Here is a 22246-nt window from a genome sequence, read left to right as displayed (position 1 = left end):
TCGGACGACGTCTTTTATTCATCTTGATTATGAACCGTTCTCTAGCAGACAAGCAAAAAAAATAGAACAAACATATCTTACATACTACAAACAATTTGTGCAAAACCCTTTTATATAAACATTGTAAACACTTTAAAAATCAGATTAGCCAATTTAACTTTTAAACCTGCTAGAGCAAGGGTTATCATGAACAAATGGTTCTTTCATCCACAATTTGTGTATAACGTGCAAAATTAGATGATTGTTTGAAAGTCATTTTGATGGATATAATCAAGTTGCGAATATTCGAAAAATACTAGAGGGGGGTAGTAAATGGATCATTCTTCGATTAAACTGCGAAATAAGTCAGAACTACAGATGAATGCCGATGTAATTATTAAGAAGAAAAGTCTTTTGAGAATCTATTTAGAAAATATAAAAAAATACTGGATGCTCTATATCATGATTCTTCCAGGGGTTGCATTTTATATCATCTTTAAGTACATTCCATTATTCGGAAGTGTTATTGCATTCCAAGATTATCAGATTTTTAAAGGGATTTTAAACAGTCCATGGGTTTGGTTCGAAAACTTCAAATTTATCTTTTCCTATCAAGACTTTTATCATGTGTTAAGGAATACAGCCATAATTGCTTTTTATCAACTTATTTTTGGATTCCCTGCTCCTATTATTTTAGCCTTATTATTTAATGAAATACGGCGAATGTTTTTTAAAAGGACAGTCCAGACCTTGTTTTATCTCCCCCATTTTTTATCATGGGTAGTGGTTGGAGGAATCGTGTTTGAATTATTGGCAACAGGAGGGATTGTCAATTCTATTCGTGGGATTTTTGGAGCAGAACCTATTTTGTTCATTCAGGAAGAGAATTATTTCCGTACAATTGTCGTCATCTCAGGCATATGGAAAGGTGTTGGCTGGGGGACCATTATCTATTTAGCTGCGATAACGGCCATTAATCCGAGTTTATATGAAGCGGCTGTTATTGACGGAGCCAATCGTTGGAAACAAATCAGATATATTACCCTGCCTTTGTTATTCCCGACAATCTTAGTTCTGTTTTTATTAAATATCGGAAATTTCTTAGAGCTTGGATTTGATCAAATCTTTAACCTATTGACCCCGATGACATATTCAGTAGGGGATATCATTGAAACCTACGTTTATCGAGCTGGGGTGCTACAAGGACAATTTAGTGTGACAACGGCAATTGGTTTATTCCAATCGATTGTAGGTTTTATCTTGCTTTATATTTTTAATAGGCTTGCAAGAAAATCAGAACAGGGGTTATGGTAATGAAAAAATCATGGGGAGAAAAATGCTTTCAAATCTTTAATTATACGTTCCTTACTGTTGTTGCAGCGACGATGATTCTGCCTCTGCTTCAATTGCTGGCCGTTTCATTTAGTTCTCCAATCCCTGCTGAATCAAAAAAGGTATTTCTGTTTCCAGTGGAATTTACATTAGGTACATGGAAACATCTCCTTCAGAATGAAGTGCTTTGGAGATCATTCGGAGTCACCATTTTTATCACCGTTGTTGGGACAATATTAAGTATGTTATTTACCGTTCTAACAGCATTTCCATTGTCTAGAAGAGAATTTCTCTTAAAAAAGCCCATAATGTTTGCCATTGTGATCACGATGATTTTTAATGCGCCAATGATTCCGTATTTCCTAACCGTTAGAGAGCTTGGGTTGATGGATTCAATATGGGCGCTTATAATTCCTGGATTAATTAGCACCTTTAATATGATCATCCTAAGAACATTCTTTATGGGAATACCAAGCGATATTGATGACGCAGCAAAAATCGATGGATGTAATGATTTTCGATTATTGTTTCAAATCTATTTGCCGCTTTCAAAGCCCGTACTCGCAACAATCGGATTGTTCTATGCTGTGGGTTACTGGAATTCGTTTCAAGCGGCAGTGCTTTTCCTGCGTGACCAAACTTTATGGCCGTTACAGATGAGATTACGTGGTTTTTTTGAATCGCCAGAAGCGCTTGCCGATGTTAACTTGGTAATGGGTGACTATGATTTTAATACGATAACTTTGAAAGCGGCTACAATTATTTTTGCGACAGTGCCAATCGTACTAGTATATCCATTTTTACAGAAGTACTTTGTAAAAGGCGCTGTCTTAGGATCACTTAAGGAATAAGAAGATATAACCGTCTATAGGTTTTATCATAAAAAAATGATTTTTTAAAATAAAGGGGGATATGGAATGGTTAAGAGTAAGAAAAAGTCATTATTAGTAATGATATTTGCACTGATGCTTGTCCTTGGTACGCTTGCCGGCTGTACCAGTAAGAAGGAAGTAGATGGCTCGTCTTCTGACGATTCTTCATCAGAGAAAGTTACGAAAGTAAGAGTTTATAAGAGTCATTTAGCAAAAGGAACACTTCCGGGTCCTGATGATCCACATGTTCAAAAGGTATTGGAGGAAACCGGTGTTCAATACGAATTGATTTCTACTCCTGCCGGATCTGATCCAGTTGAAAACTTAAACTTGATGTTTGCCTCAGAGGATTATCCTGATATTTTCCGTCCGATAGGCGGTTTTGAACAAACCTTAATTAGTCAAGGGGCAGCACTGGCTTTGGATGATCTCCTTCCAAAGTATGCACCACATGTATGGAAGAGAATTCCGAAGGAAGCATGGGATGTCGTGCGTTCGGCGACTCCTGATGGAAAAATTTATTATGTGCCAAAGGTCAATCTTGTTACAGAACGGGCAGCATTAATTCGTCAAGATTGGCTTGATGCAGTCGGGATGGAAATGCCGAAAACAGTAGAAGAATATAAAGAGCTATTAATCGCATTTCGTGATAAAGATCCAAATGGAAATGGGAAGCAAGATGAATTACCTACAACAGGAAGGGAATTTGGAAAATGGATGGATCACCTCTTTGCCATTTATGGTGTTGCCATGTGGGAAGGTGTGCCTGAATGGGATATATATGAAGGTGAAATTGAATATGCAGGTACCTCAAAAAATATGAAAGCAGCGATCTCTTTTATTCGTGAATTATATGAAGAAAAACTATTAGACAATGAAACATTCTTAAATAAAGGTGAAGTTTGGACAGCGAAGATTAATACGAACTTGGTAGGAAGCTGGTATCATTTGCCTGCAAACTTACGTGATCGCCACAATGCAATGCTTGAGGGAGCGCCAGATGCCTATGTTGCGGGAATGCCGCTTCCAAAAGCTGACGGGTTTGATGGGTATATCACTCAAAAAGGTATTGGAGACCCAGAATGGGTGATCCCAGCCGCATCTGAGGAAAAAGCTGCAGCTGCTTTAAAACTATTAGACTTCTTCTATGATCCAGCAAATGATGAATTTAACATGTTTGGAATGGAGGGAGCACAACATAAAGTCGAGAATGGCAAAAAGGTATTGCTTCCTCCAACGGATGAAACACCTATCGCATTAGGTATGAAAAATTTAATCACGAAAGAGGACATGGATATTCGTATTGAACAAACAATGGAAGAATATCAAAAACAAATGGTAAAAGATATCTTTGAGGTGAGTACTGCGGATGCGCGGAGAATTGCCGGAGATGGATTACCCTCTACCGTTTACGAAGGATTCCCGGATATTCAATCCCATAAATTATTCCAAGAATATTTAACAAAAATCGTTATTGGTGAATGGCCGATCGAAAAGTTCGATGAATTTGTAGATAGATGGAACAAATCAGGCGGGGAAGAAGTTACTAAGAGAGTACAGGAATGGTATGAGGAAGTAAACAAGCAATAACAAGTTAATAAGTTTTACAGAAGTGTTGCTCAAAAAAAGTGACTTTTGAGCAACACTTGTTTAAATAGTATGAAAACGAAAATTTCTTGAAAGGGTTGAAATGGATGAAACGATATGCGATTTGCGGTGTAAGCGGGAGAGCCTTAGGTATGTTTGTTAAGCCGATTACGACTACCTTTTCTCAAACTTGTAAAATTGTCGGGTTATTAGATCGTGACACGAAACGGTTTGAACTATTTCAAACGAGATTTCCAGATAATTCTTTTATAAAAACTTATGGAGAAACAGACTTTGATCGTATGGTTGATGAAACGAAACCAGATGTAATTATTGTTGCTGGACGTGATGATAGCCATGCAAAGTATATCATCGCCGCCTTAAAACGAAACTTAGATGTTATTACAGAAAAGCCAATGGTTACAACAGGCGAAGATTGTAGAAGAGTGTTAGATGCTGAGCGAGCCAGCAAAGGGAAGGTTACGGTCACCTTTAATTACAGATATTCACCTATACATACCAAAATCAAAGAAATCATTAAGGATGGGAAGATTGGTAGAGTAACTTCAATTGACTTGAATTGGTATATTGATACTCATCATGGATCAAGTTATTTCAAAAGGTGGAACAGATTAAGAGAACTCTCTGGTGGATTATCGATTCATAAGAGCACACACCATTTTGATTTGGTTAATTGGTGGATTGATCAAAAACCTGTTGAAGTTTTTGCATATGGAGCGCTTAACTATTATGGGCAAAATGGTGAATTAAATCCTAAAAAAGAGGACGGCAGACATTGCGAAACATGCAACTTTACAGAGGACTGTGCCTATTACTCAAGATGGAACTCAAGGAAGGAACAGCTTCAAGTACCGGATGATCACCTTGGTTCCCTAGTAACTGAAGGGAATAAATACCCTTATACCGATTATCGGCCGGATCAATGTATATTTGATTCAGAAATCAATATCGAGGACACCTACTCAGCAACCGTCAAGTACAATGGAGGCGCACTACTTAGTTACTCGGTTAACTTCTCCCTTCCATATGAAGGATACCGTCTTGCGATCAACGGAACAAAAGGCAGGTTGGAAACGGTTGAGTACCATGCAAAAGGTCGGATTCCTTTTCCTACACCGATACAAACGATTGATTATTTCCCTTTATTCGGTTCTAAGGAAACCATTCATGTTGTCCATCGTGAAGGAGGACATGGGGGAGGGGATCCCCTGCTGTTAGAAGATCTCTTTTTAGGAGAAGATCATCGCAGACCGTACAAAATATTGTCTGGTGCCATTGATGGTGCCTATTCTGTTGCAACAGGTGAAGCGGTTTGGAAATCAGTGAAAGAACATCGTCCCATTACGATTGACGAAGTCCTTAACCAAAAAGAGTACGCTTCAAGTGGAGGCGAGGAATTATTTTGAAACCGTTTCATTATTTCTCCAAAGAAGTAAGCATGTCACATTCGCATAGTATTGAAGATATCCTTTTGACAGTCGCTCAGCGCTATATTGGAACAAATCCTTCCAGACCCCCTGCATATCGGGTAACAAGAAAGAATTCGATTAAGAAGGATCAACATCATCGATATGTATTTCCTGTATTAGAGATGTTCCCGGAAATTCAGCCTGGACAAAAAGTATATGCTTGGGCGAAGTTGTGGGCAGAAGAGGATCATACCTTTCCTTTTCTTCTCACATGCTTAGGGCCAGTTCGCTTGTATCATAATGGTGTCAAAAGGTTTGGGTCTACTCATGAAGAAGAATCAACTGATATTAGACTTTCATTAGATCTCGTTAAGGGCTGGAATCATTTTGTTCTTGAAATTGAAAAAGGATTACATGGATGTGGAGCGGTTTTTGGTACAGGGAACCGTAAAAATTATCCCTATCATTTTTTCTCCCCTTCTCTTGACCGGGATGGGGAGGAAGGCTGGATCTATACTAAACCAATGGAGGAAACGCTGGATTCAGTCCCATCCTTATCATGCAAGGAATCCTCAACAGGCTGTAATTGGTTTCCGAAAAAAACACGATTACTTGAAAATGAAGGCCAGCTTGCAAACATTTATGGGTTGAAAACAGGGTATTCCGCTTATGCATGGACAAAGATAGAATGTTGCTCCTTAGAACCTCTTATCCTTAAAGGGAAAACATACGGTCCCCTCAAGCTCTACGTTAATGGTCAAAAGTTATTTCAGAATGAAGAGCAAGGTGAAATTGACATTAGTGTAACTGTACCGATTGGATTACATGATGTAGTTGTAGAAAGTGAGTGCGGAAACCATAACTGGGGATTTTTATTAGAGCTTATTTCTAATCAAGCAGAATTACAGATACCGTATGATGTAAAAGGGATATCAAGTCCATGGCTTTTTTTAGGGCCATTTCCAAAAGATGAAACGATAAAGATCTCTGACTATATGTCAATGGATACCGTTGCCGTTAATAAAGATCGTGACACCTTTTTTTGGTGCTCGGAGAACGGAGACAATGTGAGAGCTTTTCTTGAAAACCCGCTATTTGGAAAATGGAATTATCCTTTAGGAGTCACGCTCTATGGGTTATTGGAAGTAGCAAAAGAATTGTCCAAATCTGAAGTGATTGATTACGTATTAAATCATATTGAATTTGCCACATCGAGATATGAATACTCCAAATGGGATCAAAAACAATATGGCGCAGCGGGTATAAATAATCAACTTTCTGATATTGATAGTCTTGATGATTGTGGTTCCTTTGGCGCCCTGATGATCTTAGCAAATAAACAACGCCCTTTAAAGGGAGCCGGGAAAATCGCAGAAACAATAGCTGATTATATCATGAATCAGCAGAGCCGTTTAGCAGATGGAGCATTATATCGTCAGATTGGTGTCTCTCGAAAGATGGACAATACAATGTGGTGTGATGATATGTACATGAGTGTTCCGTTTTTGTTGGGTTACGCTGAACTCACTAAAGATGGCAGCTATGTAGATGAGGCAGTTAGACAGCTTTTGCTCTATAAGAACTATCTTTATATAGAAGAAAACCAACTTATGTCACATGTGTATCATGTGAAAGAAAAAAAGCCTACTTTAACAACATGGGGCCGAGGCAATGGCTGGGTATTATTTTCATTAACGGAATTATTGAAAGTACTCCCTGACCATCATGAGCATTACCCAGAAATATTGACATTTTATCGCCAATTTGCTGAAGGTTGTTTGAAGGTTCAAGGAAGCCATGGACTTTGGCACCAAGTACTAACGGACCCTGAGTCTTACGAAGAATCCTCCTGTACGTCCATGTTTATCTATGCTTTTGCTAATGGAGTTCGGTTCGGTTGGATCGATGACAAAGAACCCTATATCCAGGCTATCATGTCAGGGTGGAAGGGGTTAACTGAAAGGGCTATTGATAAACAGGGGAATGTTTATGGTGTATGTCAAGGATCAAGTTATTCGTTTAGCAATTCCTATTATAAGCATGAGCTTCCATGGAAATTGAATGATACACATGGAATCGGTATTGTTCTATTGGCTGGAACTGAAACAATGAGAATGCTTAAAAGCCAAGTAAAACTTGTAGAAAATGTAAATATAGGATAAACCTTCCCCAACTGTAAATGAATATGTAGTATAATGCCGATAAAGGAGGTTGAAACGAATTGGTCCAATCTTTCCAAAAATGGCTTAAATATTCATTTCATAAAACCGAGACAAGGCTGATTTTGTTTTTAACGATTGCTGTTTTCTTTATTATTCTTATCGTAAGCGTTACATCCTATCAAAGCTCAAAGTCAGTGCTGCAAGAGGAATTAAATGAGCCGCAGCAACAAATGCTGCATGTAAGTATGGATTTCATTGATAAGCACATAAGTGAAAGTAATAACATTGCAATTGAGGTTGCATTAAACACAAATGTTTATAAGTTTTTGAAGAGCGATGTACAGAATTCCTATAGTAATATTACTGAAATTTATAAGCTTTTATCTACTCTTTCCAATAGTTCATCCTACATAAATAGTATTTACATCTATGATATCGAACATGGTAGTTTTGTATCGATGCCACAAGGTTTTAGTTCACGTAAGTCCACATTTTTCGATTCAAAATGGGTAGATGTAGCTGATGAGTTCGGTGATGAAATGATGATTGTCAAAAAGAGAACTGTTTTTGATGGTAAAAAATACGATCGTTCAGGGGTAACACTATTTAGAAAAATAATGATCCAAGGTAAGTTCAAAGGAATCGTTGCAATAAATCTTGGGTATCAAGACTTGTTTGAACCAATCAATTCACCAAATATTGCAAAATTAAGCACGGTACGCTTTATTATTGATCAAAATAATGAACTGATTTATTCTACTTCTCCTCAAACTGGTCCCAAGCTCGATACGAAAGCGGTTGTAAGTGCTGTGGCTGAACTAAATGAAAAGCATTTGGGAGATATCACCTATAATGGCCAGCAATTTCTCGTCAGCCATAATACTTCTTCACTAACAGGCTGGAAATATGTTTCTCTTGTACCTCAAGATAGTTTACTAGCAAAATCAAAGAAAGTCGGTCATGTTGTTCTTTCAGTTTCAATCATCGCTTTGTTATTAGGCGGAGTTGCGATTTTTTATATTAATTCTATTGCCTTTAGACCAATTCGGAGAATCAAAGCACTGTTTAATATAGGACACAGAGACATCGACTACCATGATTTGCTGCACTTGGAAACGCTTGCAGGCGAACTATTAAATGATCATGCTCAATTGTCAAACATGATACATAAGGTTCGAGCTGAGGCATCCGCTAAGTTTTTTAGCGATATCTATCATAAAAATATAACAAATCTGAGAGAGATTAGAGAAAAATGTCAGGGGTATTTCCAAGAGTCATTTAATAAACCGTTAAAGGCGGCTATCATTTCTATTGATCATTTTTATAAATGGTCCTGTCAATACCCAAATTCAGATCACTCTCTATTAAAATTTGCGTTAGTTAATATACTGACTGAAACCTTAGAATTATATTCACATAGCGAGTGCATTGATCTAGGGAAGGATAGGTTGATGATTGTCCTTCATCCGAGTTCAGATGAAAAACTGTTAGACAGCAAATTAAGGGAAGCGCTTTCTACAGTTCAAGGATTACTAGAGTTTAGTATTTCAATCGGAATCAGTAGTCAGAAATCTGATTTTGGCAAACTGGTAGAGGCTATCCATGAAGCAGATACAGCACTTGGGAACAGGCTGTATTCCGGATATGGAAGTTTATTAGAGTTTGAGGAAATTACGCAACAAGATACACGAAAAACGTCGATTAATGGTAAAGTTCTAGATCAATTGACAGAAGCGATTGAAACAGGTGACAGTGTACGTACATGTTGCCTAATAAATCAGATAATAGATGAGTTTAGAGAAAGTCGGTTAAAGCCCGAAAGAGCACTATCCATCGTCAAGAAGATAGGTGAAGAATCTCTTCGTTTTGGTCAAGATGAGGATAAGGGAATGAGGAAAGGAAGAGATTTCTTTCTGCAGCTGCACACCATCCATCTTGAAGATATTGCAGAATTCCTTACTGAACAAGCCAATGGGCTGATACAGGAAAATCATTTAATGGCAACAAGTAAAGAATCCCTGCTAATTGAGAAGATGATTGATTATATGAACGCTCATATAGATGAACCCATCGGCATAACGGAAATTGTTGATTCCATTGGAATCAGTGTCAGCTTGGCAAGTTCTATTTTTAAGAAAGAAATGAATGAAACGATTTATGGTTATTTTACCGATTTAAGAATGAAGCGTGCTGCAGAACTATTGGTGAATACAGATGAAAAAGTTTCAGATATTGCTATAAAGGTTGGATACCAGCATGAGAATAGTTTTATTCGTGCTTTTCGAAAATGCAACAATATTACACCAGGTAAATACAGGGAGATTTTGAAAGCGAAAAAAGAAGTAATTTAATTGGTTGTTTTGGACTAATAGATTGGTAAAAAATTATTTAGGGGAGAGAGCATGTTAAATAGAAAGCAAATTATAGCACGTCATCATCCGATAGTTAAGGAAATAGAGCCGTTATCACCATTATCTATAGGAAACAGAGAGTTCGGATTCAGTTGTGATTTTACGGGGTTACAGACCTTTCCAGAAGTATATGAGACCCCGCTTGGGACGCAATCAAATTGGGGATGGCATTATACGGGCGGTCATAATCTCTATACGGAAAAGGATATTGTTTTTCAAAAATATGATACGTATGGACGACAGGTTAATTATCCGATGAAACCTGAAGGAAAGGATGAAGCTTACCACTGGTTACGTAAAAATCCTCATAGATTACAATTAGGGAGAGTGTCGTTCCGGTTTTTAACAAGAGATAATCAAGTGATACAATTCGATAAGATTACAGACATTCATCAAAAGCTTGATCTATGGACTGGGATTGTTGAAAGTGAATATATGGTAGACGGTGTCCCTGTCAAGGTCAGGACCGCTTGTCATTCAGATGATGATATAGTAGCAGTTCAAGTATCTTCTCCATTGCTTGAAGAGAAGCGTCTTCAAGTGTTTACACAATTTCCAGCACCAGATATTACTCATAATAGTTGGGCAAAAGCGACATATCCGGATTGGGAAAATGATTACAGACATCAAACAGATTATCAGCCTCTTTCAGACAAAGCAGGTATATTGACACGTAAGATGGATCAGGATCAATATTGCGTAAGATGGGACTGGAGCAATGGTTCAGTCGAACAAACAGGTGTACATGAATACACCTTAATTGGTGAGGGGAGCTCCAATCATTTAGAATTTGCCGTTTCTTTTGCCACGAATGAGCCTGCTGCTGCAAAGCCAAAAGAGGTGTTTGAAGCAAGCGGTTCTTTCTGGGAAGCTTTTTGGAAGACGGGAGCAGCCCTTGATTTTTCCGAAAGTACGGACCCGCGTGCAATGGAGCTGGAGCGAAGAGTGGTTTTGTCCCAATATTTAACGGCGATTCATAGTGGTGGCACATTGCCCCCGCAAGAGACTGGCTATATGTATAATAGCTGGTTTGGAAAATTCCATTTGGAGATGCACTGGTGGCATGGAGCACATTTTCCGATATGGGGACGGAAGGAATTCTTGGAAAATAGTCTTGAATGGTATCATACTATCTTGCCTCAGGCAAAAGAACTAGCATACTCACAGGGATATGATGGTGCCAGGTGGCCAAAGATGGTTGGAATTGATGGCAAGCAAAGTCCTTCTCCGGTAGCACCGGGTTTAATTTGGCAGCAGCCACACCCAATGGCATTAGCAGAAATGTGTTATCAAGTCCAGCCATCTGACGAATTTCTCAATCGTTTTCAATCGATTGTGTTTGAGGCTGCCGACTTCATGGTATCGTACGCACATTGGGATGAGGACAAAGAAGCTTATGTTCTCGGGCCGCCACTCATACCTGCTCAGGAATGCCACTATATTCATGAAAGTATAAACCCTCCATATGAGCTTGAATATTGGAAGCATGGGTTGGAAATTGCCATTAAATGGGCAAAACGATTACATGTCCCGGAGAACCCTATGTGGTCAAAGGTAGCTGTCTCCTTGGCAAAGCCACACCATGAAGAAGGCGTTTATCTGGCACACGAGAAGTGTGTGAATACATTCACAGAGAAAAATCATGATCATCCCTCTATGCTTGGAGCCTTAGGTATATTACCCGGAACTTTAGTTGATCGGGAGATTATGAGAAATACGTTATATAAAGTTAATGAAGTTTGGGATTGGGAATCTGCATGGGGCTGGGATTTTCCTATGTGTGCCATGACAGCGGCCAGATTGGGGGAAAGAGATCTTGCCGTAGACTTTCTATTGATGGAAGCAACTAAAAATACCTATCTAGTAAATGGACACAATTATCAAAGACCAGGTTTGACCGCCTACTTGCCAGGTAATGGAGGGTTGTTAACAGCCGTTGCGATGATGGTTTGTGGATGGAAAGACGGCTCTAATCATCGATGTCCAGGGTTTCCGCAGGATGGCAGTTGGTCAGTGAAGTGGGAAGGATTACATCCTTTGTTGTAAAGAATAGAGTAGTAGAGGAGAGTGAAGCATGAATTCGAGTCAATGGTCATTAAAAATTGCAGAAACCATTCTTTCTAAATGCGAAAATGGATATCATCCAAAAATGGCTAATCACTGGGGATATGTTGCGGGCATGACGTTAAAGGCACTTGATTGGCTATCTGAATGGAGCGGCATTGAAAAATATCATCAAGTCATGAGGAAGCATATGGATCTATATATCCAAGAAAATGGAAAGATTAGAGGCTATTCAATCGAGGAATATAATTTGGATCATATTAATAAAGGAAAGAATCTATACTCGCTGTGGGAACGTACCGGAGAGGAAAGGTATGAGAAAGCAATCCAACAATTAGTCACACAGCTTGAAGGACAGCCAAGAACAAGTGAAGGCGGCTTTTGGCATAAAAAAATCTATCCTTTTCAAATGTGGCTTGATGGGGTTTATATGTCAGCCCCATTTTTGGCACAATATGCAAAAACCTTTCATGCTCCGGAATGCTTTGATGAGGTAGCACGACAAATCTTGATGATTGAGTCGAAGACCCGCAATCCGCAATCTGGGCTTTTACATCATGCATGGGATGAAAGCAAGGAACAGCGTTGGTGTGATAAAGAAACGGGACGCTCCTTCCACATCTGGGGACGTGCTATGGGTTGGTATTCGATGGCCATTGTGGATTCACTCGAACACTTTCCAGTCAATCATACAAAGCGTGGACAAATCATGGGCATTTTTGAGCGAATGGCGCATGCTATCAAGAATGTCCAAGACCAAGAGAGCGGTCTTTGGTATCAGCTAATGGATCAAAACGGTAGAGAGTCCAATTATCTAGAAGCATCTGGATCCTGTATGCTGACATATGCATTGGCAAAGGGAATCCGTCTGGGTTATTTGTCGGGTATAGATCAGGAAGTAGTTATCCGTTCGTATAAGGGTGTTCATCAACACTTTGTCACTGAAGATGAAGATGGTGTTCACCTCCATGGTATATGTAAAGGTGCTGGTCTTGGTGGGGCTAAGTATCGAGATGGCTCCTATGAATATTATATGAGTGAGCAAATTGTAAGTGATGATCTTATGGGAGTAGCTCCATTTTTACTAGCAAGTATGGAAATGGAGAAATTAGCTGAAGTCCGAAATGTCGAATCATTGGAAGTAAAGTAATAGAACTAAAGATAAATAGAATTATCGTGTAAGATCACTTGTTTTTACAAGTGATCTTTTATTACAAAAAATAGAATTGGAGGTTATAAATCATGTTTGTTAAGAACAATTCCAGCAATCGCATTTCTTTGAAATATCCTGCTGCATGGTGGAGGAATATGTGGAGGGAGGGTCTTCCCTCTGGAAACGGCAAAATAGGTGCTTCTGTTTCAGGTGGTGTGAGAATGGAAAAGATATTAATCAACCATGAAGGGTTATGGCATATGGGGAAAAAAGATACACTTCCTGATGTTAGTTACACTTTGAAGGAAACACGTGAACTAATGGAGGAAGAAAAATACAATGAAGCAAACTGGCATTTGACAAATACATTAAAAGAAACCGGATATCGTACTCGCTTAGCCTCGTTTTTACCTCTTGTTGAATTAACAATTAAGATGCAGCAAACAGAGGGGTTTAGACAGTATCGTAGAGAAGTTGATATGGAAACTGGAGAGGTGTTTGTAAGGTGGAAAGAAGGGGAAGAGCAATTTGAGCGAAATTTATTTGTTTCACGAGCTGATAATGTGGTTGTATTTGAAATAAAATCAACAGGTCAATCATTAACGGCAGAGCTGCAGCTTGGCCTGCTTAAGACAGATAGTAACAGCATGGAACTGCGGGTAAAAGAATTAGAATCTACCATTCAGCTCAAAGTAGAGGATGATTTTATCTTTTCTGCGGCAAAAAATGATGATAACACTGAATATGGGGCAGTATTACGAATAATTCCAACTGGTGGAAAGATCATCATTGAAAATGATTGTCTCCGCTGTGAAGATGCTGAATATATCCAAGTTATGTTAAAGGTTTTTATTAAAGGAGATCATGTACAAGAATGGTCACGGCTTCAACAAGAGTTATTAGGCATTCATGGTGATTATCAAGACTTGCTCAAAACTCACATTCCCATACATTCGCAACTCTTTCAAACAGCTTCTTTACAATTGGGTGATGTGAATGATAATCAATCAAATGAAGAACTCCTTCTAGATGCTTATGAAGGTGAAGCTCCTATTCAATTAATAGAGAAATTGTGGAATTATGGTAGGTATCTTTTTATCTCTGGCACTAGACCTGAGGGGCAACCGTTTGGGATGTATGGTCTATGGGGCGGAGATTATAATCTCATGTGGTGTCATCGGATGGCAAATGAGAATATTCAAATGATGTATTGGCATGCAGCAGTGGGAGGATTATCCGAATTTGTGCCAGCTTTATTCAACTATTATGAGGAAATGATGGATGATTTTCGAGAGAATGCTAGAAAGCTATTTGGCTGTCGCGGGATATATATCCCAGCAGGTACAACTCCGGGAATTGGTGTACCAAATCAAATCGTCCCTGTTATTATGAATTGGACAGGAGCAGCAGGATGGTTGGCACAACATTATTATGATTATTATCTATACACCGGGGACAAGAAACTTTTACTTGAGAAGGTACTTCCATTTATGAAAGAAGTAGTACTATTTTATGAGGATTTTCTTGTCATGGATGAGGATGGGATTTATCAGTATCTACCTTCTGTTTCACCAGAAAATACTCCAGAAAACTTTATGCCGAAGGACGGGAAGCACCTTGCTCATCCTATGCCAACGACAATCAATGCAACAATGGATTTTGCCATATTGAAAGAAGTATTACAGCATTTAATTGAAGGGGCAAACGAGACATCAATTTATTTAGATGAAATTGAAAATTGGAAGACAATGCTAACACGTATCCCACAGTATGAAGTCAATCAAGATGGTGCCATTCGGGAATGGTTACACCCTGCCTTTGATGATCGATACAACCATCGTCATATTTCTCATCTCTATCCTGTTTTTCCAGGTAGAGAAATTAATGAAGAACAAGATAAAGAACTGTTTGAAGCATTTAGAATGGCTGTATCTAAGAGAATATTAGGTGCTCAAACAGGTTGGTCTCTAGCTCATATGTCGAGTATATGGGCGAGATTGAACGACGGCGACAAAGCTTTAGAATGCTTAGATATCCTCTCACGTTCCTGTCTCTTAAATAACTTTTTCACCGTTCATAATGATTGGAGAAACATGGGGTTGAGCATGGAAATTGAGACAGCGCCAATCCAATTAGATGCCAGTATGGGCATTATTAATGCAGTCCAAGAAATGCTTCTGTTTGTTTCACCAAAAATAATTAAACTTTTACCGGCTCTTCCTGCAAAGTGGAAAAAAGGGAAAGTAAAGAATTTTCGTTTTATGACAGGAAGGGTTTCCGTTTCATGGAATGTAGAATCGCAAACAGTATGTGGTGAGGTCGTAGCTGAAAGAGAGACAGAAATCACTTTGAAGCTTCCAGCGTTTGCAGCAAACTGTTCACTAACTGGAGACGGAGTTAAACTAACTGAATCATCTTTAGGGGAAACATATTATGATCTGACAATGGAAAGGGGAGCGACTCTTTATATTAAACCATTTAAAGTCTTTTAAAGAATGTTAACGTTAACATTTTATAATCAATTAATTATTAGAAATATGTTCGACTGCGAAATAGTCTGATTATATGATATAATCTTTAAAATGCCTATGATTTCTCGATTCCTCTGTGGGTGTGTATTTGAAGAGGTGGTGAACTTTGAATGGTTGCAGTAGAACAGTCTTTACTAGATTACTTTCAGAAAGCTTGCAGCTCCATTGGAAATTATGATACTGGAATTTCAAACATAATCCTTCTTAACAATACATTTATGTATCAATGTCACTACGATGTTCTTAAGGAAAAAATACTCTTTAACGAAGATTCGTTTAATTGGATAGTACAGGTAAAGTGGGATGACTGTGCTGATTGTAATACTCGTAAGACAGCCCAATCGGAGTGGATATATACGTGTCCAATCTCACATAAAGGCGAGCACAAATACTTTTTGGTCATTGTTTATCCAGAAAGTAATAAGAAAATACTTCAAATCCTAAACCTCATTGCCAAACAGCTAAGCTATCAACTAGTAACCCAGCCTAATCTTAAGTCCTTATTTTTGCATAGTAAATATCAACAGCAAATAACAAACACCATCGAGGAAGGGTACTTAACAGTTGATCAAAAAGGAATCATTACCTTCATAAACCAAATTGGGACTAGTATTCTAGGACTTGATGTTAATGAACTAACCGGCAAGCCGCTCCTCGGAATCCTGCCCAATTTTAACCCCTCACCATTAGGAACTCTACAAACAAAGGAGAATTGGGTGAACCGCGAAGTATCTTTTCATTTGCCAAAGGGTAAGATTCATCTTATTTTTTCTGTTACCCCTTTATTTGAAAATGGACTTCCTGTCGGGATTGTCATTACCTTTAGAGAAATGAAAATCATCATGAAAAAATTGGAGAGCTTAGTCAGCATCACACCAATTTTTCAATTCGAGGATATCATTTATAAAAGCCGTTCCATGCAAGATTTGGTTAAGACAGCAAAGGTCGCGGCAAAAACAGAATCGAATATTTTAATAGAAGGTGAGAGCGGAACAGGTAAAGAATTAATCGCCCAAGCCATACATAATCAAAGTCAACGTAAAGGGAAACCGTTTGTTGTTATTGACTGTTCTTCCATCCCAAGAGATTTAGTAGAGAGTGAGTTATTTGGCTACGTTGATGGCGCTTTTACTGGTGCTCGAAAAGGCGGAAGACTTGGAAAGTTTGAAGTGGCTAATGGAGGCACTGTATTTCTCGATGAAATTGGGGAAATGCCTTTAGAGATTCAGGTAAAACTGCTCCGTGTTCTTCAAACCCGTACGATTACACGTGTTGGCGGACATGACCCTACACCATGTAATGTTCGAATCATTGCAGCAACGAACCGAAACCTCGAGGAAGAAGTTGCATACGAAAATTTTCGACTAGACCTTTATTATCGTTTAAATGTCCTGCAGCTCACCATCCCGCCAATCAGGGAAAGAGAGGGTGACATACCCTTATTGGCAAAAACCCTCGTTGAGGTAGCAGCAAATCGATCAAATCGTCATTCACCAACCATCTCTTTGGAAACGATGGAAATACTAGAAAACTATTCATGGCCAGGAAATATAAGGGAATTAGAGAATGTAATAGAAAGAGCTATTCTAATTGCTCATGATGTGATGGAACCTGAACACTTACCAAATTATCTGCTAACTGCACTTGTTAATAGTGATAAAAGAAAGCCGGCGCAATCTATCAATCTTAATAATGCGAATTCTATTAGAGAGAAGGAAAAGGAGTTAATTCGTAACACTCTTGATCATGTGTATTGGAACAAAAGCTTGGCAGCGCGTAAACTGGGCATATCCCGTTCTAACTTATATGAGAAAATAGCAAAATATAATATTGAACAGGTGAATAGATAAACTTAAAAGGGATGATATCAATCATGGTTATTCATATCGACCTTGTTGTGGACACAGTTAAAAAGGTATTTGAGGAATACCAATCCTACAATGAAATAAATTCACAAATCCAAATTATGAGTTCCGATCTTTCTTACATTTGCCATTATGACCCTCTTTTAGATGAAGTGGTTTTGGATAGTGGCAGAGGTATTGACCTGCCCCGTGATATAACACTCATGCACAAAACGACATGCTATGATAACACCATGGCTGGATTGGATAGGGTAGGGGAATCAGAATATGTATACTCCTCACCTATTATAGTAGAGCAAGAAACGAAATACTATTTGGTTTGTACTTCATATCATATTCATGATTCACTTACTCTTATAATAGTAGAACTGTTGTCAAAGTATATTAGCACAAGGCTTGAAACACACATAAAACTTCAAGATGTTCACTTGAAAAACGATCATATGAAACAGATTACAGAAACGGTTAGTGCAGGTAGTTTATCTGTTGATAAGTTCGGAACAATCATGTTTATTAATGAGGTGGGAGGGGAAATGCTCGGTGTAAGAGCAGAAGAAGTATTAGGACAGCCCATTTCTCAGGTTCTGGATAACCAGGCATTTTCATTAGATGTATTGGAAATTGGTATGCCGGTCATCAACAAAGACATAATAATAAAAATTAATAAGGGGCAATATCATTTTCGATTATCTTCCGTTCCCCTCTATGATAATTCGAATGAACCAATCGGGGTTATTTTTCACTTTAAAGATATTAGAAAAGAAGTAGAAATAATTGTTAACACAAAGGGATTTTTTAACTTTGATGATATTATTTATCAATGTAAAGAAATGGAGAGCTTAATCCATTTAGCCAAAAAGGCGGCATTACAGGACTCAAGTATCTTAATTGAGGGTGAAAGCGGAACAGGGAAGGAACTCATTGCCCAATCTATTCATAATTACAGCAGCCGTTCGAACCATCCATTTATTGTCATTGATTGCTCTGCTATACCTAGGAATCTAGTGGAAAGTGAATTATTTGGTTATGAAGCTGGTGCGTTTACCGGTTCTCACAAAGGCGGCATGATGGGAAAGTTCGAACGTGCAAACGGTGGGACCGTTTTCCTAGATGAGATTGGGGAAATGCCATTAGAGATTCAATCCAAGCTTCTTCGTGTAATACAAAGCAGGTCGATTACGAGAATCGGAGGACATGAACCGATTTCACTTAATATCAGGATTATTGCTGCTACAAATCGGAATTTGGCCAAAGAAGTATCGGAAGGTAATTTTCGAAATGATTTGTACTATCGACTGAATGTGATTAACTTGTTTGTTCCTGCTCTACGTGATCGTAAAGGAGATCTGCCTTTACTTGTTTATAAGTTGATGGAAAAAACGGCCAAACGTGAAAAAAGAGTAATTCCCAATCTTTTGGGACGGGTCATGAAGGTTCTTGAAAACTACCCTTGGCCGGGAAACATTAGGGAACTGGAAAATACAATGGAACGTGCTGTAATTCTTGCACATGGAGAAATTGATTATCAACATTTACCTAAGCGGCTATTGGAAATACAAAATATTCATGTGAGTTCAACATCAGTTCAAAGTGAACCTTTTATTAATCAAACTCCGCAAAAGCCCAAGAGTGTCATGGAACAGCAATTAATTATCAACGCTCTTAAAGAGTCAAAGGGAAATAAAAGTAAAGCTGCCAAAAAGCTAGGAATCGCAAGATCGACCTTATATGAAAAAATGTATCAGTATCAATTGCTTTAGAAGCGTTCCACATAGCGAAAAAGTCTCCCTATTAAATGGGAGACTTTTTTAATCCACTAACTTACATGAACATTAATAGAATCATCTTTGGCAACGTTATCATTTTGATAGGCATTTTTTAAAGGAACCATAAAGAGGGCAGCTGCTGCAATCAAGCCAGGGATCGCAAAGGCGATAAAGTTTAAGTGAATGGGTAAAGAAACTGACAATAGAAATCCTCCTAAAAGGGGACCCAGCATTCCGCCGGTCCTGCCGACTCCTGAAGCCATCCCTAATGCTGTAGATCTAATAGATGGCGGATAGTACTGAGAAACATAAGCCTGAACAATATTTTGTGCACCGATGGTTGCAGCTCCGGCGACGGCTACTAACAGATAGATTACTAATGTATTTCCTCCAAATCCTAGGAGTGTCAGAGCCACAGCACCTGAGGCATACATGGGAACCAGCATTTTTTTTGAACCGTATTTATCACAAAGTTTTCCGATTATGAGGGTTCCGATAATCGCTCCGCCTTGGAGTGCAATAAGAAAGCCTAAGCTTGAATTTAAACCATAGCCTGCTTCCATCATCAATTTTGGAAGCCAAGTATTCAAACCATAAACCATTAATAAACAACTGAAAAACGCTGTCCAAAACAACACCGTACTGAAGGCTCGCTTCTCCTTAAATAATCCTAATATTGGAACCTTTGTTTCTTGTATTTTTAAGTCAATAACCTCATCATTTAAACTAAAATGCGATTCGGGGCTTACCTTAGCAAGCGTTGCAATCAATTTTTCCTTTTTACCTGTACGGATAAGATAGCTGGCAGTTTCGGGCAGCTGTTTATACATGATAGGCAAAAACACTAGAGGGAGTCCCGCAAACCAGAAGATTGATTCCCATCCAAATGTAGGCATTAAGAAGATTCCTATTAAGGGAGCAAGAATTCCCCCAACAGAATACCCACATAATACGATACTTACAATCATACTTCTCATCGTTTTAGGAGCATAATCCGTTAATAAAGCGATAACATTTGGCATGATTCCTCCCAAACCTAAGCCAGCTATGAAACGAAAGGTTGAGAAAGTAGTAGGGGTTTTGACAAAGCCGCATAGGAAGGTAAATAAACTAAACAGTACTAATGTTATAGCAATTACATTCTTTCTGCCAATTCGGTCGGCTAGAGTACCGAAAAAGATTGCTCCAAACATCATCCCAAATAACCCATAGGTCCCAATGGCTCCTGCTTCCACCGATGAAAGATTCCATTCCTTTATCAAGCTTGGTAAAACCGTTCCATAGACCACCAGATCATAGCCATCAAACAAGATAATGATAAAACTCCAGAATAGTAACCCTAAATGAAAGCGGTTAAATTTGCTGTTAGCAATAACTTCAGTAGAATTAATCGGTGTCATATTTTTTCCCCTTTTTAAAAAAATGAAATGATAACGCTTACGAAAGTAAAAGTGAATTCGTATTTGTTGTCGGTTAACACTAATTTCACTTTACTTATAGTTAATACAGTTCTCTAATTAGAGATTATAAACATTCGTAGTTTTATTTTCAATAAATGATTTAAACTTTTCGGAATATTAATACTAAATTAGTTCCATTGAACCATCAAAAATTCAAAAAACGCGGGGATTATCCGGCTTCTTTTTTGGATGGGCGTAAGGACAATCTTCGGGCATTAATAAAAATTAACGATCCCTGTGTTGGTTTGTTGTACTGATTTCGGACAATCCAAACACATGTGTAGTGTTTTCGGACAAAAAATCACGACAAATTGACTGTTCATTTTTTGGAATATTGCAAATGACAGCGTTTTCTGTTTTGGCACGCTTCTTGCAATGTTAATTGGTATAGGATTCACACACACCTTTTTACTATCTACACAGTGTGAAGATTAATTTTTTTGACTGCAAATTCATTTGAATCCTAAAGACATATAAAAGGAGGGGTTTTCATGTCTAAAGTAAAAAAGGTTCTTATCGTTGGAGGCGGCATTGGCGGGCTTACGACGGCGATAGCTTTGCAAAAAGTTGGTATTGAAACAGAGATTGTAGAGAAGCAAAAGGAATGGAATGTTTATGGTGTTGGTATCATCCTTCAATCCAATGCATTAAGAGCAATTGACGCACTTGGGATAACCGAAGAATTTTTAGCAGTGGGCACTACACACTCTGCCTTACATATCCGAGACTCCCAAGGAAATATGATCTTTGATGCACCTATTCATCCATCCGGGCAGTTCAATATAACAGGAGGTATACCGCGTAGAGACTTTCACGAAATATTGCTTCAAGCTGCGATTAAAAATGGAACAAAGATACGAATGGGCATTACTGTTGAGATGATTGAAAATGCAGACAGCTTTGTTTATACAAAGTTTACCGATGGTACCTCAGGCACATATGACCTTGTGATTGGAGCTGATGGTGTTAGATCGAAGGTTCGTAATATGGTGTTTGGTGATATTGAACCAACATTTGTCGGACAAGCTGTTTGGCGTTATACCCTAAAGCGTCCGGCTAACCTCGAGAACATTACGATGTTTTATGGGCAGAAAGCAAAAGCTGGTATTGTTCCTATGACAAAGGATAGTTGCTATGTTTTTGTTGTTACCGCGGAACCAGGAAACCCATGGAAGCAAGAGGAAAAGCTGCATGTTCTTATGCGTGAGGCCTTCCAGGAATTTGGCGGCTTAATCGCAGAATTAAGCGAACAAATTACAGATCCGAAGGAAGTGGTGTATCGTCCGCTTGAAACCCTTATTGTCGAGAAACCTTGGTATCTGGACCGGGTTTTATTAATCGGTGACTCAGCCCATGCAACCGTTCCCCATTTAGCACAAGGCGCTGCCATGGCAATTGAGGATGCCCTCGTTTTATCGGAATTGCTGCAAAAAGACGAACCAGTAGTAGATGTTTTAAATGAATTCATGGAAAGACGTTATGAACGCTGTAAATTTGTTGTTGATAATTCCAACACGTTGGTTAATTGGGAACTTTTGCAATTAGAAGGCAGACTGCCAAAAGAGAACAACCCGAACGCCATTGTGGCACAAAGTCTAATTAGAATGACAGAGGTAATCTAGAAGACTTTAGAA

The 22246-nt window shown here is 38.6% G+C and carries 13 protein-coding genes; 12 read left to right on the top strand and 1 reads right to left on the bottom strand.

Translation table 11 applies throughout. The features are described 5' to 3' along the window. Positions 1-357 precede the first annotated feature (357 nt). The 11 genes from QFZ31_RS10700 (at position 358) to QFZ31_RS10650 (ending at position 19146) form a co-directional block, all read left to right on the top strand. Positions 358-1293 (top strand): ABC transporter permease, encoded by a 936-nt coding sequence (locus QFZ31_RS10700; protein ID WP_307311506.1) that lies wholly within the window; start codon positions 358-360, stop codon positions 1291-1293. Further along, complete coding sequence (locus QFZ31_RS10695) at positions 1293-2162, top strand: carbohydrate ABC transporter permease (RefSeq protein ID WP_307302963.1); 870 nt, start codon at positions 1293-1295, stop codon at positions 2160-2162. The genes QFZ31_RS10700 and QFZ31_RS10695 overlap by 1 nt, the downstream gene beginning before the upstream one ends. Positions 2163-2228: 66 nt before the next feature. Next, a complete protein-coding gene (locus tag QFZ31_RS10690) occupies positions 2229-3773 on the top strand; it encodes an extracellular solute-binding protein (protein ID WP_307302962.1) in 1545 nt (514 codons plus the stop codon). A 104-nt stretch (positions 3774-3877) separates the two neighbouring features. After that, complete coding sequence (locus QFZ31_RS10685) at positions 3878-5197, top strand: Gfo/Idh/MocA family protein (protein ID WP_307302961.1); 1320 nt, start codon at positions 3878-3880, stop codon at positions 5195-5197. Then, a complete protein-coding gene (locus QFZ31_RS10680) occupies positions 5194-7362 on the top strand; it encodes a glycoside hydrolase family 105 protein (RefSeq protein WP_307302960.1) in 2169 nt (722 codons plus the stop codon). The genes QFZ31_RS10685 and QFZ31_RS10680 overlap by 4 nt, the downstream gene beginning before the upstream one ends. 59 nt (positions 7363-7421) lie before the next feature. Further along, positions 7422-9713, top strand: a complete 2292-nt coding sequence (locus tag QFZ31_RS10675) for an AraC family transcriptional regulator (protein WP_307302959.1) — start codon at positions 7422-7424, stop codon at positions 9711-9713. A 51-nt stretch (positions 9714-9764) separates the two neighbouring features. Further along, complete coding sequence (locus QFZ31_RS10670; RefSeq protein WP_307302958.1) at positions 9765-11819, top strand: glycoside hydrolase family 65; 2055 nt, start codon at positions 9765-9767, stop codon at positions 11817-11819. A 28-nt stretch (positions 11820-11847) separates the two neighbouring features. Continuing rightward, positions 11848-12987, top strand: coding sequence for a glycoside hydrolase family 105 protein (locus tag QFZ31_RS10665; protein ID WP_307302957.1), 1140 nt, complete (start codon positions 11848-11850; stop codon positions 12985-12987). A 92-nt stretch (positions 12988-13079) separates the two neighbouring features. Further along, positions 13080-15482 (top strand): glycosyl hydrolase family 95 catalytic domain-containing protein, encoded by a 2403-nt coding sequence (locus QFZ31_RS10660; RefSeq protein WP_307302956.1) that lies wholly within the window; start codon positions 13080-13082, stop codon positions 15480-15482. A gap of 149 nt (positions 15483-15631) precedes the next feature. After that, a complete protein-coding gene (locus QFZ31_RS10655) occupies positions 15632-17371 on the top strand; it encodes a sigma-54 interaction domain-containing protein (RefSeq protein ID WP_307302955.1) in 1740 nt (579 codons plus the stop codon). 23 nt (positions 17372-17394) lie between these two features. Continuing rightward, the gene (locus QFZ31_RS10650) at positions 17395-19146 is read left to right on the top strand and encodes a sigma-54 interaction domain-containing protein (protein WP_307302954.1); all 1752 of its coding nucleotides are present in this window, start codon (positions 17395-17397) and stop codon (positions 19144-19146) included. A 56-nt stretch (positions 19147-19202) separates the two neighbouring features. On the opposite strand, the gene QFZ31_RS10645 is transcribed toward QFZ31_RS10650, so the two are convergent. After that, positions 19203-20552, bottom strand: coding sequence for an MFS transporter (locus QFZ31_RS10645; protein ID WP_307302953.1), 1350 nt, complete (start codon positions 20550-20552; stop codon positions 19203-19205). A 551-nt stretch (positions 20553-21103) separates the two neighbouring features. Here QFZ31_RS10645 and QFZ31_RS10640 point away from each other — a divergent pair. After that, the gene (locus tag QFZ31_RS10640; RefSeq protein ID WP_307302952.1) at positions 21104-22234 is read left to right on the top strand and encodes an FAD-dependent monooxygenase; all 1131 of its coding nucleotides are present in this window, start codon (positions 21104-21106) and stop codon (positions 22232-22234) included. The last annotated feature ends 12 nt before the right edge of the window (positions 22235-22246 follow it).

The organism is Neobacillus niacini (genome assembly GCF_030817595.1).
Lineage (GTDB): Bacteria > Bacillota > Bacilli > Bacillales > Cytobacillaceae > Neobacillus > Neobacillus niacini_G.
The sequence above is the reverse complement of the archived record's forward strand: the minus strand, read 5'-3'. Positions and strand labels throughout refer to the sequence as shown.